9 protein-coding genes are annotated in these 14,810 nt (G+C 44.3%); 6 read left to right on the top strand and 3 right to left on the bottom strand.

Annotation, left to right across the window (positions count from 1 at the left end; all coding sequences use genetic code 11):
• The first annotated feature begins 2 nt into the window (after window positions 1–2).
• Window positions 3–1,064 (top strand): GTPase Era, encoded by a 1,062-nt coding sequence (era, locus tag HXT35_RS01145; RefSeq protein WP_004127313.1) that lies wholly within the window; start codon window positions 3–5, stop codon window positions 1,062–1,064.
• A 200-nt stretch (window positions 1,065–1,264) separates the two neighbouring features.
• Here the strand turns inward: era and HXT35_RS01140 are convergent, their stop codons facing one another.
• Together HXT35_RS01140 and HXT35_RS01135 are read right to left on the bottom strand one after the other, a co-directional pair.
• Entirely contained in the window at window positions 1,265–5,212 is a 3,948-nt protein-coding gene (locus HXT35_RS01140) for a hypothetical protein (RefSeq protein WP_421788182.1), read from the bottom strand.
• A 340-nt stretch (window positions 5,213–5,552) separates the two neighbouring features.
• The gene (locus HXT35_RS01135; protein ID WP_421788180.1) at window positions 5,553–7,604 is read right to left on the bottom strand and encodes an AMP-dependent synthetase/ligase; all 2,052 of its coding nucleotides are present in this window, start codon (window positions 7,602–7,604) and stop codon (window positions 5,553–5,555) included.
• Window positions 7,605–7,926: 322 nt separating this feature from the next.
• Here HXT35_RS01135 and HXT35_RS01130 point away from each other — a divergent pair, with 322 nt between their 5' ends.
• The 3 genes from HXT35_RS01130 (at window position 7,927) to HXT35_RS01120 (ending at window position 10,903) form a co-directional block, all read left to right on the top strand.
• Entirely contained in the window at window positions 7,927–8,547 is a 621-nt protein-coding gene (locus tag HXT35_RS01130) for a 50S ribosomal protein L25/general stress protein Ctc (RefSeq protein ID WP_421788178.1), read from the top strand.
• Between the two features lie 270 nt (window positions 8,548–8,817).
• The gene (locus HXT35_RS01125) at window positions 8,818–9,987 is read left to right on the top strand and encodes a branched-chain amino acid aminotransferase (protein WP_004127327.1); all 1,170 of its coding nucleotides are present in this window, start codon (window positions 8,818–8,820) and stop codon (window positions 9,985–9,987) included.
• A gap of 196 nt (window positions 9,988–10,183) precedes the next feature.
• Window positions 10,184–10,903: a trimeric intracellular cation channel family protein gene (locus tag HXT35_RS01120; RefSeq protein WP_019261052.1), complete on the top strand. Its 720-nt coding sequence runs from the start codon at window positions 10,184–10,186 to the stop codon at window positions 10,901–10,903.
• A gap of 134 nt (window positions 10,904–11,037) precedes the next feature.
• On the opposite strand, the gene rpsT is transcribed toward HXT35_RS01120, so the two are convergent.
• Entirely contained in the window at window positions 11,038–11,298 is a 261-nt protein-coding gene (gene rpsT / locus HXT35_RS01115; protein ID WP_004127335.1) for a 30S ribosomal protein S20, read from the bottom strand.
• Window positions 11,299–11,592: 294 nt separating this feature from the next.
• Between rpsT and lepA the strand changes: the two genes are divergently transcribed.
• Both lepA and hemW read left to right on the top strand, forming a co-directional pair.
• The gene (gene lepA, locus HXT35_RS01110) at window positions 11,593–13,473 is read left to right on the top strand and encodes a translation elongation factor 4 (protein WP_421788176.1); all 1,881 of its coding nucleotides are present in this window, start codon (window positions 11,593–11,595) and stop codon (window positions 13,471–13,473) included.
• Complete coding sequence (gene hemW / locus HXT35_RS01105) at window positions 13,470–14,792, top strand: radical SAM family heme chaperone HemW (protein ID WP_421788174.1); 1,323 nt, start codon at window positions 13,470–13,472, stop codon at window positions 14,790–14,792. The genes lepA and hemW overlap by 4 nt, the downstream gene beginning before the upstream one ends.
• Window positions 14,793–14,810 lie beyond the last annotated feature (18 nt).

The raw sequence follows: 14,810 nt of genomic DNA, 5'->3' as shown, positions 1-14,810 counted from the left end.
ACGTGAATAATATTAACAACTTCGACGATAACAGCGACTTTGATGATAAAAGCGACTTTGACGACGAAATGTTTGCAAATCTTGACTCCTCAACTCGCGCAACGATTTCTACTCCGGATTTTAACGGTTACCGTTCCGGATTCGTAGCTGTAGTTGGTAGGCCAAACGTTGGCAAATCTACGCTTATGAATGCTCTTATTGGCACGCAAATTGCTATTGCCTCGTCTCGTCCGGAAACTACGCGTAAAGCTATTCGCGGAATTGTTACAACCGATAATGCGCAAATGGTTTTGGTTGATACTCCGGGTATTCACCGTCCGCGTACGCTTCTTGGTCAGCGTTTGAACGATATTGTTGACGAGTCGCTTTCAGATGTTGACGCGATTGCATTCTTGCTTCCAGCAGACCAGGAGATAGGACCAGGAGATAAGCGAATACTAAGCCGTCTTCGCTCCGATTTTGCTAAAAAAGATGAGCAAGGCAATTGGACTTGGAAAGTTCCGCTTATTGGTATTGTTACGAAAATCGATACGCTTAGCCGCAGTGAGTTAGTTGCGCATTTGCTTCAAATTCAGCAGTTTGCCGATTTTACTGATATTGTGCCTGTGAGTGCGTTGGAGCGAGACAATATTGACGAAGTTAAGAATGTTTTGATTCAAAACTTGCCTGAAGGCCCGCAAATGTATCCGGCGGATCAGCTTAGCGAGGAAAGTCCAGAAAGCATGATTTCGGAGCTTATTCGCGGCGCATTTTTGGAAGAATTGGACGACGAGTTGCCTCATTCTTTAGCTGTTGTAGTTGACGATATTTGCTACCCGAGTGATGGCGAGGATACTCAATACGACGACAACAAAGCGCATGTGCTTGTGTCTGTTTATGTTGAGCGAGATTCTCAAAAGCCGATTATTATTGGGCATCGTGCAGAGCATTTAGTGCGCGTAAAGAAGCGTTTGAGAACTGCTGTAAATCGCATTACTGGCACGAAAGCTGTGCTTGAGTTGCATGTGAAAGTTGCAAAGGGCTGGCAGAGCGACCCTAAGAAGCTTGAGCGTTTGGGGTTCTAGTAAGCATATTTTGATTAGCGTTTTTTGACAAGCGCGTTTTGACGAGCATATTCTGCTTAGTGTGTTTTTATTAGTGTTTTAAACCTTGCGCTTATAAAAAACCGCAGCCGATACACGTTCGACTGCGGTTTTTGTTTTAGTTTTTTTGTTTTAGTTTTTATGTAGTCGCTCTATTTTTATGGAGTAAACCACATTTTCAACTACATGCGACGGTGACGTGCGAAAGTCACACCTCCGCCGATTGCAACAATTCCAGCAATCACAACTGCCGCAACCGCGCCAATTGTAAGAGTGTTGTTGGAGCCGTTTTGTGCCTTTGCAGAATCGCCGTTTGCTTGAGAATTCTTGGACTCTTTGTTTGGAGAGCTGTTTGGCGTGCTGTTTTGAGCGCTGCTATTGCTATTAGAATCCTGAGTTTCTTGCTTTGCGGAGTCTTGCTTTGCAGATTCCTTCGATTCAGAATTCTTAGAATCCTTAGCGTTCTTACTTTGTGCTACGCCAGCGTTAGGAGTTGCGGCCGCATTTGCAGAAGCGGTGCGGTTGGCGTGCTTCGTGTTCTTTGCATTCGCATGCTCTTCCTTAGTAGACTTTCCAGTTTCACTCTTGGAAACAGCCTGTGTAGCGTGATTTTCTGCTGTAGCTGAAGCAAATTCGTTAGATTGCTGTTCTACGCCAACAGCAGGAACGCTGACATGTGGTGTTTGTGGAATGAATGGAACATTACTGTTTCCTGTGTTACCAGTGTTACCTGTGTTACCGGTATTTCCGGTATTGTTTGTGTTTCCTGTGCTACCTGTGTTGCCAGTCTTGCCAGTATTACCAGGTTCAGGTACTTTAGGTTCTGGTGTAGGTGCTGGAGGAACGGATGGTGTAACAGACTCTGGTGCAACTTCTTTCATCTGTTTCGCGAGTGTTTCTGCAGACTTTGTAAGAGATGTAGCAGTAGTTTGCAGGCCAGTACTCTTTGTTGTCAGAGTTTGCATGAAGGTGTTAAACGATGGGTAAGCTGCCAAGAATGTTGACTGCATGAAGGATTGCTGAGTCGTTTTGTCAGTAACAACAGCCTTAAATTTTGTTTCTGCAGCTTTAAGATTCTTCTGTATAGTTTGAATCTTGGTTTTAGCTTCTTCAACAACTTTCTGAGCATACTGAACCTTGGCTTGAGCGGCTTTAACCTTCTCTTGTGCAGTCTTTATCTTCTCAACAACAGTTTTCTTTGCGGTTTCAACAGCTGTTTTTTCTGTCTCAACCTTTTCAGCAGCATTTTTAGCTTTTGTTTTCAATGCTTCAAGCTGGCCTGTTGCTGTACTCTGAGTGTCTTTAGCACCTTGAAGAGCGGTCTGAGCAGCTTGAACGTTACCGTTAGCTTCAGTAACTTCCTGAGTTTCAGTTTGAATCTGAGTTGTAAGCTCTTCAATCTTCTTAGTCAGTGTAGTTACCTTATCTTTAGCTACTTGAAGCTCTTGATCAGCCTTATTTTTGGCTTCTTCAGCAGTTGTAACAGCCTGTTTGGCTGATTCTACATTAGCTTCAGCAGTTTCAACATCCTTAGTAAGTGCGCCATTAACTTCAGTTTGCTTTTCATTGGCATTTCTGCGTGCTGCTACAGCGTCAGCCTCGGCTGTTTGGGCCTTTGACTTCAACCCTGTTGCGGCTGTTTGCAAGGTACTAAGTTCGTCTTGAAGCTTCTGAATCTTCTGCTTTCGCTCATTTTCGTTTAGCTGAGCAGCTTCTTTAGCCTTCTTAGAAGCCTCATCATACGCATTCTTAGCAGTTTCCCAAGCGCTCTTCAGCTCCTCAGCCTTCTTAGCAGTATCATCCTTAGCTTTATTTGCTGCTTCAGCATCCTTCCTAGCCTGCTCGAAGTTCTTCTTTGCTGTTTCAATCTTCTTTTCTAGATCCTCAACAGCAGAGCGCTCATCAGTAGACATATTATGCTTTGCTTTCAAAGCTTCATACTTAGCGTTAAACACTGCCATATTAGCCGAGTTTGCATCAGCATTCAGCTTATTCAGTTTCTTAGCTTCTTCGTCGCTTAGCGAAGGAGTGCTGCTTGTAACTGTGCTTTCATAGCCATTAAGAAGTTTATTGTACTCTTCTATGCTAATTGAGCTTTCTTCATTGCCTCCGTGCCATACTGCAATATCTTGGTATCCCAATCTGTTTGTATGTGAATTATCTGCTTTAGCAAATCCTGAAGCAAAGTTATTGTTTGCGGAGAAGTTAGTGTAGTGGCCGACCACATTCTTAAACAGATTCTTCGCTTGTCCGTTTGAATCATCCTTAAATAGAGCTAGAGTAGGATTTTCCCTTAGATATGCTCCAAAATCTGTGCGATGGTTTTTGAGTGCATCTAAGCCATCTTCTGTAAACTCGTGACCATTCCACTTTCCATCTTTAAGAGCGTTATCATATATTTCCTTTTCCAAGCCATACCATCCGTCAACAGCGTTGTGCTTCTCGTTGGCAGTGTATTGGCATGAAAGATGACCATTACCGGTATTGCATTGTTTAAGATTCTGCTTTGGCCTCTTAGGATCGTAGTTATTATAATCTCCATCCCAAGCGAGATTTTCTGCAACATTAGTAGCATATGCATGAGTTTTCAACTCGTCTGGAGTTTTTGATCCCGTGGTATCGTGGCATGCAGCGTGAGCTTCAGTTGCTGCAGAATAGAAGGAGTGCACGATGCTTTCTGCAATAAGAGTTAGACGCACTTTAACAGTTTTCATGCCAGAAACGTCATCTTTGCGATAATCATCAAGAGCTTTGTAATATGTTGCTGCCTGCTTCATGTTTTCCAAAGAGTCAGCGCTACCAACGCGACCCAAACCAGGCTTCACCAAGTCGTTATACCATGTTGGAGCATAAGCAGTGTATCCTGGCCAATAATATCCTTCTTTTCCAGGCACAGGCATATTAGGAACTTCATAAGATTCGCCCTTAAGAACTTTTTGAGCACGTTTTGCATCCTCAATAAGATCAGCGTTCTTGTTTTCCTTCTTGCTTTCAGTATCAATCACATACTGCAAGAACTTGTAGAAGTCAGACTTCTGCTCCACAGGAATATCATCCTTAGGAGCGTTATTATCTGCTGCATCATAAGCTGCTGCTTTCTTAGCAGCTTCACCTTCTGCAGAAGTTACTTTCTCTACTAATGCTGCGTAGTCTGAATTCTTATCTTTCAGCGCCTTTTCTGCGTTGGTGAGTTCGCCTGCTTTAGCAGGGATTGCATTATTCGCATCGGTAGCTTCCTGAGCTTTAGCAGCTGCTTCCCTTTGAGCTTGGTCAGAAGCTTCTTTAGCTTCTTGAGCTTTTTCTTTAAGCTTTTGCATCTCAGCACTTGTTGTTCCAGAGTCAGCTCTTTGCAAATTATTTATAGCAGTTTGCTTTTCTTCCTGCTGTTTTGTATTATCTTTTACAGCTTGCTCTGCTTCTTGTTGTTTTGCTTCTTTTTGATCAGCCTCGCCAGAAAGCCTATCTGCTTCTCCCTGAGCTTTCTTTTTATTATCCTTAGCAGTTTGAAGCTCAGTATTGGCAGAATCTAGCTTGCCTTTTTCAGTGTTTACTTTTTCTGCAGCTTGAGCCTGCTGTTGAGTTTTATTAGTAACGTCTTTGTTTGCAGTTTCAAGCTCGCCTTCAGCTGCAGTTTTTTCGCCTTGAGTTTCCTTCAGCTTATCTTCAGCAGTCTTCTGATTTTCTTTTTCTTTATCAAATGCAGCTTGCTTATCTGCAACCTCTTCGTTTGCGTTATCTACTTCAGTTTGCTTATCAGATAATTCCTTATCGGCTTTACCTTTTTCTTCCTCAGCTGTTTGAGCTTCTTTTTTCTTGTTTTCTAAGTCTTTCTGAGCTTTAGTTACTTCATTGTTAGCATCAGCGGCTGCTGTATTAGCATCACTTGCTTCGCTTTCAGCCTTATTAACTTCCTCATCAACTTTGTTTTTCTGCTCATTAGCTTCAGCCACAGCCTGCTTAGCTTCTTTTTGAGCTTTATCTGTAGCACTTTCTCCAGTCTGAACTGCAGGAGTATTAGAATCTGGCGGAGTAGTAGTGTCAGGAGTAGCGGCGTTGGCCACATTTGCCATTCCGAATAATGCAAGGGAACTTGCGCCTAATGAGATTGCTACTGCGAGTTTGGCGTTCATATTAACCTCTCCTCTTAATTGTTAATGGAAATCAGAAGATTTTCATATCTCTTGCCAAGTTTTTAGAAAAGCAGTATTGCTATGAATGTAGCTTTTCTTTTAACTTGCGTTCAGAAAATATTGTATTCTTCAACGGGGGGGGGGTATCAAGTTTTTTCACGCCAATATTATCAAATACCCATGGATTATTAAGGAAACTTTATGGATTCGCGCAAGTCGCATGCGAAAGCTTACGCTTACTTCTCATAAGAAGCCTACGCTTACTTCCCGCGCGAATCTTACTCTTTCTTGCAAGAAGCCTACTTTTACTTCTTGCAAGAAAGCATATGCTTGCCTACTCTTACTTCTTTCGCGAAGTGTACATCTGCGTATTAAGCAGATTTGCGTAATACTTAATAACGCGTGGGCGAATAATCTTCATAGATGCTGTCATTAAGCCATTTTCTTGCGTAAACTCTTCTGGCAAAATAATGAACTTTCGCACAGATTCCGCGCGCGACACGCCTTCATTGGCAAGATCTATAAATTTTTGTACTTCGGCGCGCACAACAGCGTTATTTGCAGCTTCGCTCATGCTCATAGTTTCATCTAATCCCTTAAGCTTAAGCCAGTTGCGCAAAATCTCCTCGTCTAAAGTAACAAGTGCGGAAATAAACGGACGCTTATCTCCAAGCACTAATGCTTGAGATACAAGTTCGCATCTCTTAATCATCTCTTCAATAGGTCCAGGAGCCACGTTTTTACCGCCGGCTGTAATAATCAAATCCTTTTTGCGGCCGGTAATATAAAGCATGCCTTCGTCGTCAATTCTTCCCAAATCGCCTGTTGCATACCATCCGTCTTCGGTGAACGAAGTTTCAGTTGCTTCGTCGTTCTTATGGTACTTGTGGAACACGCATGTGCCTTTAATTTGTACTTCGCCATCTTCTGCAATGCGCAAAGTAAAGGCTGGGAACGCAATTCCAACCGAGCCTTCTCGGAAAGGAACTCCGATTGGAGTAAACGCGCATGGTGCAGTGGTTTCAGTAAGACCGTAGCCTTCGTACACAGGAACTCCTGCTCCTCGGAAGAAGGAAAGCAGCTCAGGGTCGAGTGGAGCGCCGCCGGCAACAATCCAGTGCGCGCGTCCGCCAAGAGCCTGGCGAAGTGGACGGTAAACAAGTGGATCGTAAGCAGTGCGGCGAGCCTTGGTAAGCGCTTTAGCATCACCAAACTCTTGAACTTCCTTCATATACTGCTGAGCCGTCACAACAGCACCCTGGAAAGCCAAGCCTTTAGCGCCGTGACCAGCCTTCTGTGAAGCAGCGTTATACACTTTTTCAAGAACTCGAGGAACAACAATCATAACCGTAGGTTTTGCAACCTGCAAATCAGAAATTAAAGTAGAAATTCCTTGCGCAATGTAAATTCGCAATGTACTTGCAACAACAATGTAGTTAATCGCCCTTGCAAAAGAGTGTGCTTGCGGAAGGAACAAAAGCACAGAACCGTCTTTTTCGCTTAACAAATCTGGCAGGTAGATTGGCAGGTTTAGTGCGGTTGTGCAGTAGTGTTCGTGTGTCATTTCAACGCCTTTAGGCGCGGCTGTTGAGCCGGAAGTGTAAACAATTGAGCACAAGTCTGTTTTCTTTACGGAATCAATACGCTCGTCCAATTCTTCGTCGCTAACGGTAGAGCCAAAAGCCTTAAGCTCTTCCAATCCGCCTGTTTCTAAGCAAATAATACGTTCCAAGCTTGGGCATTCTTCAATAGTGCCGTCTGCTTTATCTCGCATTTCTGTAGTTCCAACAATAAGAAAACGCGAGTCGGAATTATTAACAATGTTGCGAATCTGCTCTGCAGAATCCGTGTCGTAAATAGTGGCGAGCACGCCGCCGCAAGCCATAACAGCAGCATCTGTAACATCCCACTCGTACGACGTTTTGCACATAAGAGCAATAGCGTCCCCCTTGTGCAAGCCGTAGTGAATTAAGCCTTTTGCTGCATCTCTAACTTCTTTAAGGAACTGATTTGCTGTTTTAGTAACCCACTGATCGTTTTCTTTGTAAGTGTAAAGCGGGTCGTCTCCCATGCGTGCAGCACGGTCTGCATACAAGTCGTAAATACTTGTTCCTTCGTCCAGCGGTGCAGCACTTTCCGTTTTTGTGGTAAGCAAACCTGTTTCTGGGTCAATAAACGTGGTTGTTGGCATTCCTGCGCCCCACTCTTCTACGCGTGGAAGACGTTTATTTTGCGAAAGTAGAGTATTTGTAGAAGATTCTTGTTCTTCATTCTGGTAGCCTGGTTCGCCTGCGCGATCGTCGCTGACTGGGTGTGCGAAATTGCTGCCAATACGCAATGCTTTACGTGCAAGATTAAACGCTTGCTGTTGGAGTGCATTAAAGACGGACACATCTGCTCCTTAATCATGCCTTAGCGGCTCTTAAAAGCGCATAGTTTCAAAGTGCGCTTAGTGCTGTTATCTATAATAATCGTTTGTGTGCTCAAGTTGTGTAAGTGTTTGCATATTTTATTTTATTTATTAAATATGAGATTGAAAATTAGTCTTGCTCTGTGGTTACAATAGAGAAGTTGCTTTGGCGAGGGAATATGCCGATGTCTTGTTGGCAAAGTTCCGTTATCGACTGGGCTGATGCCACTTATGGTTTTCGGCGCGTCGGTGCGCCTGAAGCTGGATTAACAAACAAAACTATCCAGACCATAAGGAGACCGATATGGCTACAAAGATTACTCTTGAGGGCGAAGCTCGCACTGAGTTTGGTAAGGGCGTTGCTCGCCGCTTGCGTGTTGCAAATTTGATTCCAGCAAGCCTTTACGCTGGCGGTGCTGAACCAGTGCACGTCACTCTTCCAATGAGGGAAACCACTTTGGCTTTGCGTCACGCAAATGCTTTGTTCACTATTAAGTTTGGCAAGGAATCTCGCATTGCAGTTGTTAAGGATGTTCAGCGCAATCCTGTTAAGCGCATTGTTGAGCACATTGACTTCTACGAGGTTAAGGCTGGCGAAAAGATTGATGTTGAAGTTCCAGTCTTCGTTGAAGGTACTCCAAAGGGTGCTGCTGTTGCATTCGTTGACGTTCAGGAGCTCAAGGTTCGCGCAGACGTTGCCAACTTGCCAGAGCGTGTTGTTGTTAACGTTGATGGCTTGACCGATGGTACCAAGGTGTTTGCTAAGGACGTTAAGCTTCCTAAGGGCGTTGTGCTCGACATGGATGGAGAAGAGTCTGTTGTTAGCGTCACCGTTCCTGAAGATGCTGCTCCATCCGAAGCTGCTGCTCCTGCTGCAGATGCTGCTGCCGCTCCAGCTGCTGCTCCTGCTGCAGAAGAAAAGTAAGTTATAAAGTAAGCTATTGTATTTAATTACTAGTTAACTTATAACTTATAAATAGTTTAAAATTTTAAGCCGCATAAGAACTGACTTATGCGGCTTTTTTGCATAAAATCAATAAATTTGCTAAATAATTTTTATTTTAAACCGTATTTTTTGAAATATTTCTTAAAATATTTTGGCGTGTAAGTTTTGCTAAACGCAAGAATCGTATTATTCTATACGTTAATTGCGTTAAAAGGCAATCAAAAATATTACAGATAGAAAAGAGACATAATGGCTGATTTAGAAATCGCTCCAGAGTTTTCGGACGCCTATGAATCTGATGATCATAGCAATCCTGCTCTGTTGAACAAATTGGCTGGCAACTTTGAAGTTCTGCCTAACGATAATCCTGTTTCGGACGCAAAGCGCAACGAACTTATTGATAAGCCTGCTTTCGGTCAGATTTTCTCCGACAATATGGTTCATATGTCTTGGACTAAAGGAGAAGGCTGGTCGGATCGTCGCGTGGAGCCTTACGGACCATTGAAAATGGATCCAGGCGCATCCGTTTTGCATTACGCTCAGGAATGCTTCGAAGGTTTGAAGGCGTACAAGCGCGCCGACGGTTCAGTTTGGCTGTTCCGTCCAGATATTAACGCTGCTCGCTTCCAAAATTCTGCTAAGCGTTTGTATTTGCCAGATCTTTCTATTGACGACTTTATTGGTTCTGTTGCAGCTTTGGTAAAGCGAGATAGAGAGTGGGTTCCAAGCCGCCGCGAGTATACGCTTTACATGCGTCCGTTCATGTTTGCTTCCGAGCCGTTCCTTGGCGTTCGTGAAGCTCATGAGGTTGAATATTGTGTTATTGCTTCTCCATCAGGCCCATACTTCAAGGGTGGCTTGAAGCCTGTGAGCATTTGGGTTGAAGATCAGTGGTTCCGTACAGGCCCTGGTGGCACCGGTTTTGCTAAGTGCGGCGGAAATTATGCTGCTTCTTTGCTTGGCGAATACAAGGGTATTGAGCATGGTTGCGAGCAGGTTTGCTTCGTGGATGCTGCAACTAAGACTTATTTGGAAGAGCTTGGCGGCATGAACATGTTCGCGCTCCACAAGGATGGTCATTTGGAAACGCCATCTCTTACCGGCAGCATTCTTCCAGGCGTTACGCGTCGTTCTTTGATTCAGCTTGCTAAAGAGGCTGGTCACGAGGTTGTTGAAACTATGATTCCGCTTCAAGGCTTGCTTGACGACATTCGTTCTGGCGAGGTAACGGAAGTATTTGCTTGCGGTACTGCTGCAATCATCACGCCAATTGGTCGCTTTAAGTCAGACGACTTCGATCTTAAGGTTTCTGACGGTGGTGTTGGTGAGTTGACTCAGGCTTTGCGCGACGAGTTACTTGGAATTCAGCTTGGCGATGTTGAAGACAAGCACAACTGGATGTGGAAAGTTTGCGACTAATTAGCTGTTTATTAGCTAATAATAAGCTAATAAATAGTTTGCAAACGTTTACGTAAGTTGCAAATAATTTAATATAAATAATTTCGGGTGGCGCGTCGTGCTATATGTATGTAGATTCATATAAAGTGCGGCGCGCTACTTATTTGCGTAATGTGTTTTGCGTAATCGTAATAATTATTTTTTGAAGGGATATTTTGTGGAAGGCGCATTAGGGGATAACATATTCTTTCTAATTGTTGAATATGTTGCTGTTGGCTGTTGCGGAATGGTTGGCGGCCTGTGGGCTATTCGTAAAAAGTACGATGTTTTTGCCATTATTACCACTTCTTGGATTACTGCGTTGGGCGGCGGAATTGTGCGCGATGTTTTACTTGGAGCGTTACCGCCAGTTGGAATTGCGGATCATGGTTTTGTGATTGCTGGCCTACTTTCCGGCATAATTGTTGCGATTGCGCATCCAGAGATTGATAAGTGGCGTTGGTTTATGCTTACGCTTGACGCGCTCGCATTGGGGTTGTTTGCTGTAAACGGCACAGCAAAAGGCTTAGATTTTCACATGTCTGGCACGACTTCAGTATTTTTAGGAATGGCAACCGCTTTGGGAGGCGGTTTGATTCGCGACATGATTTTGAATCAGGTTCCGGTTATTGTTCGAGATAAACATTGGTATGCTGTTCCGGCTGCAGTTGGTTGCGTTCTTACGGTTTTTGTAGTTAAAGCAAAACACGCTGGCTGCTTTGGTGTAACTGTTGAGATTATTTTGGATGTGCTTATTGTTGCGCTGGTAGTTGCAATGCGTTTGCTATCTGTAAAATTTGACTTGACTTTATTCGGAGCAATGAATCGCACTGAGCCGATTAAAGTGCGACGTCCGCGCATTCGCCGCTTAAACTTAAACAATCGCAAACGCAGATAGTTTTAGATAGTCTTGAATATATTAAGCGCAAATAATCTAAATGAGTTTTAATCGTAAATAAAAATAATCCCCAGCGCCTGTTGGTACTGGGGATTTTCCTTACATGCTGTGTTATGCAGTTACCTGCACAAACTTCACAGAGCGTTAATCGCTACAGCAAGACCGGACTTGCGGTTTGCAGCCTGATTCTTGTGAATCACGCCACGGCCTGCAGCCTTGTCAAGCTTCTGAGCGGCTACTGCGAAAGCGGCCTGTGCTGCAGCCTTATCACCAGCGGTGATGGCTTCGCGAGTTGCACGAATAGCGGTCTTCAAAGCAGACTTTACTGCTACGTTACGCTTGTGTGCTTTCTCGTTGGTGAGCACGCGCTTCTTCTGCGACTTAATGTTTGCCACTGTTACTCCAAACGACGTTTGCTATATAAGGACATACAAAGCGTAAGTGTATCATGATTATTGGATAACTTTACTAGCCTCTATTGTTTGTCGTTGTGTTTATGTTTTTTTGTAAACATTTGCAGGAAATTTAGCCGGCGTTTGTTGTCGTTTTGGCTGTGTGTGACCACATTTGCCGTATAATTTCCCGGCGTTTGTTTTAGTAGAATAGGGTAGTAGAGTTGGTAAGATTAATTACTTGCGTAGCTTACGCAATTTAATACTATCCGCGTATTTAATAAGGAGATGCTTGCTTTGATTACACCGCATAACCAGCCAGGATTTACGGATCAGTCGTTGATACGCAATTTCTGCATTATTGCGCATATTGATCACGGCAAGTCTACTGTAGCTGACCGCATTTTGCAGCTTTCCGGAATCGTGCCAGAGCGCGAAATGCGCGACCGCTTCCTTGATCGCATGGATATTGAGCAAGAGCGCGGAATTACTATTAAATCGCAGGCTGTTCGAGTGCCGTGGACCTTTGAAGGCAAAGAGTATTCGCTTGGAATGATTGATACTCCTGGTCACGTTGATTTTACTTACGAAGTTTCGCGCGCGCTAGCAGCATGCGAAGGTGCGGTTTTGCTTGTTGACGCAACTCAGGGCATTGAAGCGCAAACGCTTTCCAATCTTTATATGGCAATCGACCACAATTTGACGATTATTCCTGTGCTAAACAAAATCGACTTGCCAAGCGCAGAACCAGACAAGCATGCTGAAGAAATTGCTGGCTTAATCGGATGCAAACCAGAGGATGTTCTGCGCGTTTCTGGAAAAACCGGCGAAGGTGTTAAAGACTTACTTGACCAAATCGTGCTGGAAGTTCCAGCTCCAACCGGTAATCCTGATTCTCCTGCTCGCGCGCTTATTTTTGACTCCGTCTACGATTCGTATCGCGGAATCGTCACCTATATTCGTATGGTTGATGGCGAACTTAAGTCTCGCGAAAAATTGCATATGATGGGAATCGGCATGACGCACGATCCTATTGAAATCGGCGTTATTAGCCCAGATATGACTCCAACAAAAGCGCTTGGAGCTGGGGAAGTCGGCTACGTAATTACAGGCGCAAAAGATGTGAGTCAATCTAAAGTTGGCGACACTATTACCAGTGCTGCGCACCCTGCATCTGAGCCTTTGGAGGGATATAGAGACCCTAAGCCTATGGTTTACGCTGGCTTGTTCCCAATCGACAACGCGCAGTTCCCTGAACTTCGAGACGCTCTTGACAAGCTAAAACTTAACGACGCTGCTCTTATTTACGAGCCAGAAACGTCGGTTGCGCTGGGATTTGGTTTTCGCTGCGGATTCTTAGGACTTTTGCACATGGAGATTGTTTCCGAGCGCTTAAGTCGAGAGTTTGGCTTGGACCTTATTTCAACTGCTCCAAACGTAACTTACGACGTTACTAGCGAAGACGGCAGTGAGCATCACGTAACGAATCCTAGTGAGTTTCCAGAAGGCAAGATCAAGCGCATTATTGAGCCGATGGTTGCGGCAGATATTATTACGCCTAAAGAATTTATTGGTGCTGTAATGGATTTGTGTCAGGAGCATCGCGGAGAAATGGGCACAATGGAATACATTAGTGACGACCGTGTGGAAATGCACTACAGGATTCCTCTTGCGGAAATCGTTTTTGACTTCTTCGATCAGCTTAAAAGCCGCACAAAAGGCTACGCTTCTCTTGACTATCACGAGGATGGTGAGCAGGCTGCTGACCTTGTGAAGGTTGATATTCTTATTCAGGGAGATAAGGTTGACGCTTTTAGTGCGATTGTGCACCGAGATAAGGCTTATTCTTACGGTGTTATGATGACTAAGAAGCTTCGCGGCCTTATTCCTCGTCAACAGTTTGAGATTCCAATTCAGGCGGCAATCAGCTCTCGTATTATTGCTCGCGAAACTATTAGCGCGCTTCGAAAAGACGTGCTCGCAAAATGCTACGGTGGCGATATTACGCGTAAACGTAAGCTTTTGGAGAAGCAGAAGGCTGGTAAGAAGCGCATGAAAATGCTTGGGCACGTTGAAGTTCCGCAAGAAGCATTCGTTGCTGCATTGGCTACAGACGAGAGCGCGAACGACAGAGACACTAAAGATAAAATTCGCGCAGCGCAAAAGTCTGAAGGATGAGTTTAGAGTTGGATGCTGAATTAAATAAATCAGCTATGCAAACTAAAAGCATGCCTTTTGAAGTGTACGTGCACGTGCCGTTTTGCTTGAGACGCTGCGGTTATTGCGATTTTAACACGTATACAGCTCGCGATTTAGGCGAAGGTGCGAGTCGCGAAGGTTATGCTGATGTTGCGATTCGTGAAATGCAACTTGTAAAAAAGTGGCAGGAATTTCACGGAATTTTCGAGCCTGAAGCGCAATCTGTTTTCTTCGGCGGAGGCACCCCAACCGTTCTTAAAGCGCGTGACTTGGTGCGAATTTTGCAAGAAGTGCGTAACTTGTGGGGATTGAAAACTGGTGCGGAAATTACTACCGAAGCAAATCCGGATACTGCAGATGAGTCTTATATTCAGGAGCTTGCAGAAGGCGGATTTACGCGAATATCTTTCGGAATGCAATCAGCTGTGCCGCACGTGCTAAAAACGCTTGACCGCACGCATACGCCAGAAAACGTAGAGCGCGGAGTTAAAGCGGCGAACGCTTGCGGTTTGCGTTCAAGTGTTGACTTGATTTATGGAGCTCCAGGGGAAAGCTTAGACGATTGGCGAAAGTCAGTAGAAATGGCTTTAAGCTTAGGAGTAAACCATATTTCTGCGTACGCGCTAACCGTTGAGTCGCGCACAAAAATGGGTCGTCAAATCGCTGCTGGAACAATTCAAGCACCAAACGACGATGATGAAGCTCAAAAATACGAGTTGGCAGATAGTCTTTTTAGTTCTGCTGGCTTAGAATGGTACGAGATTTCTAATTGGGCGCGAACTGGTTTTGAATCTCAACACAATCTTGGATACTGGCGAAATATTGATTGGGCTGGAATAGGACCTGGAGCGCACTCTCACTACAATTCAGCGAGCGCTCTTAGCAAGCAAAGCGTGGATTCGGATGCTAAAAAGGCGAATCCTAGTCAAGAATACAATTTGCGCGCATGGGATATTTTGCACCCAAAACGCTGGGCTCAGGCTATTAACGCAGGAAATGTGCCGTGGCAAAACTACGAGTGCATAAATAGCGAAGATGCGCTAATTGAAGAAGTAATGCTTGGGTTGCGCATTAGAGATGGGCTTAGTGTTGATGAGTTGTGTGGAAAGATGCGTAAAAATAATCGCGTATTTGACGATTCGTATTTGCAAAAAGTTATATGTGAAGTTTGTAATGAAGATTTGGCAGTGTTGAACAAAAATCGTATTATTGCCACTCAAAAAGGGCGTTTATTAAACGATTTATTAATCGAAAAAATTGTTGACGCGTGTGAAGAAGGTCTTACCGTGCTAAAATAGTGCGTATTGTGTAAGTTT

It is taken from the genome of Gardnerella sp. DNF01141 (assembly GCF_049244255.1).
Classification (GTDB): domain Bacteria; phylum Actinomycetota; class Actinomycetes; order Actinomycetales; family Bifidobacteriaceae; genus Bifidobacterium; species Bifidobacterium vaginale_E.
Note: the sequence above shows the minus strand (reverse complement) of the source record. Positions and strands in the feature narration are given on the sequence as shown.

Bases quoted from the DNA above. Each gene is read 5' to 3' on its own strand.
- HXT35_RS01140 (WP_421788182.1), bottom strand. From the start codon at position 5,212: ATGAACGCCAAACTCGCAGTAGCAATCTCATTAGGCGCAAGTTCCCTT.
- HXT35_RS01130 (WP_421788178.1), top strand. From the start codon at position 7,927: ATGGCTACAAAGATTACTCTTGAGGGCGAAGCTCGCACTGAGTTTGGT.
- HXT35_RS01125 (WP_004127327.1), top strand. From the start codon at position 8,818: ATGGCTGATTTAGAAATCGCTCCAGAGTTTTCGGACGCCTATGAATCT.
- hemW (WP_421788174.1), top strand. From the start codon at position 13,470: ATGAGTTTAGAGTTGGATGCTGAATTAAATAAATCAGCTATGCAAACT.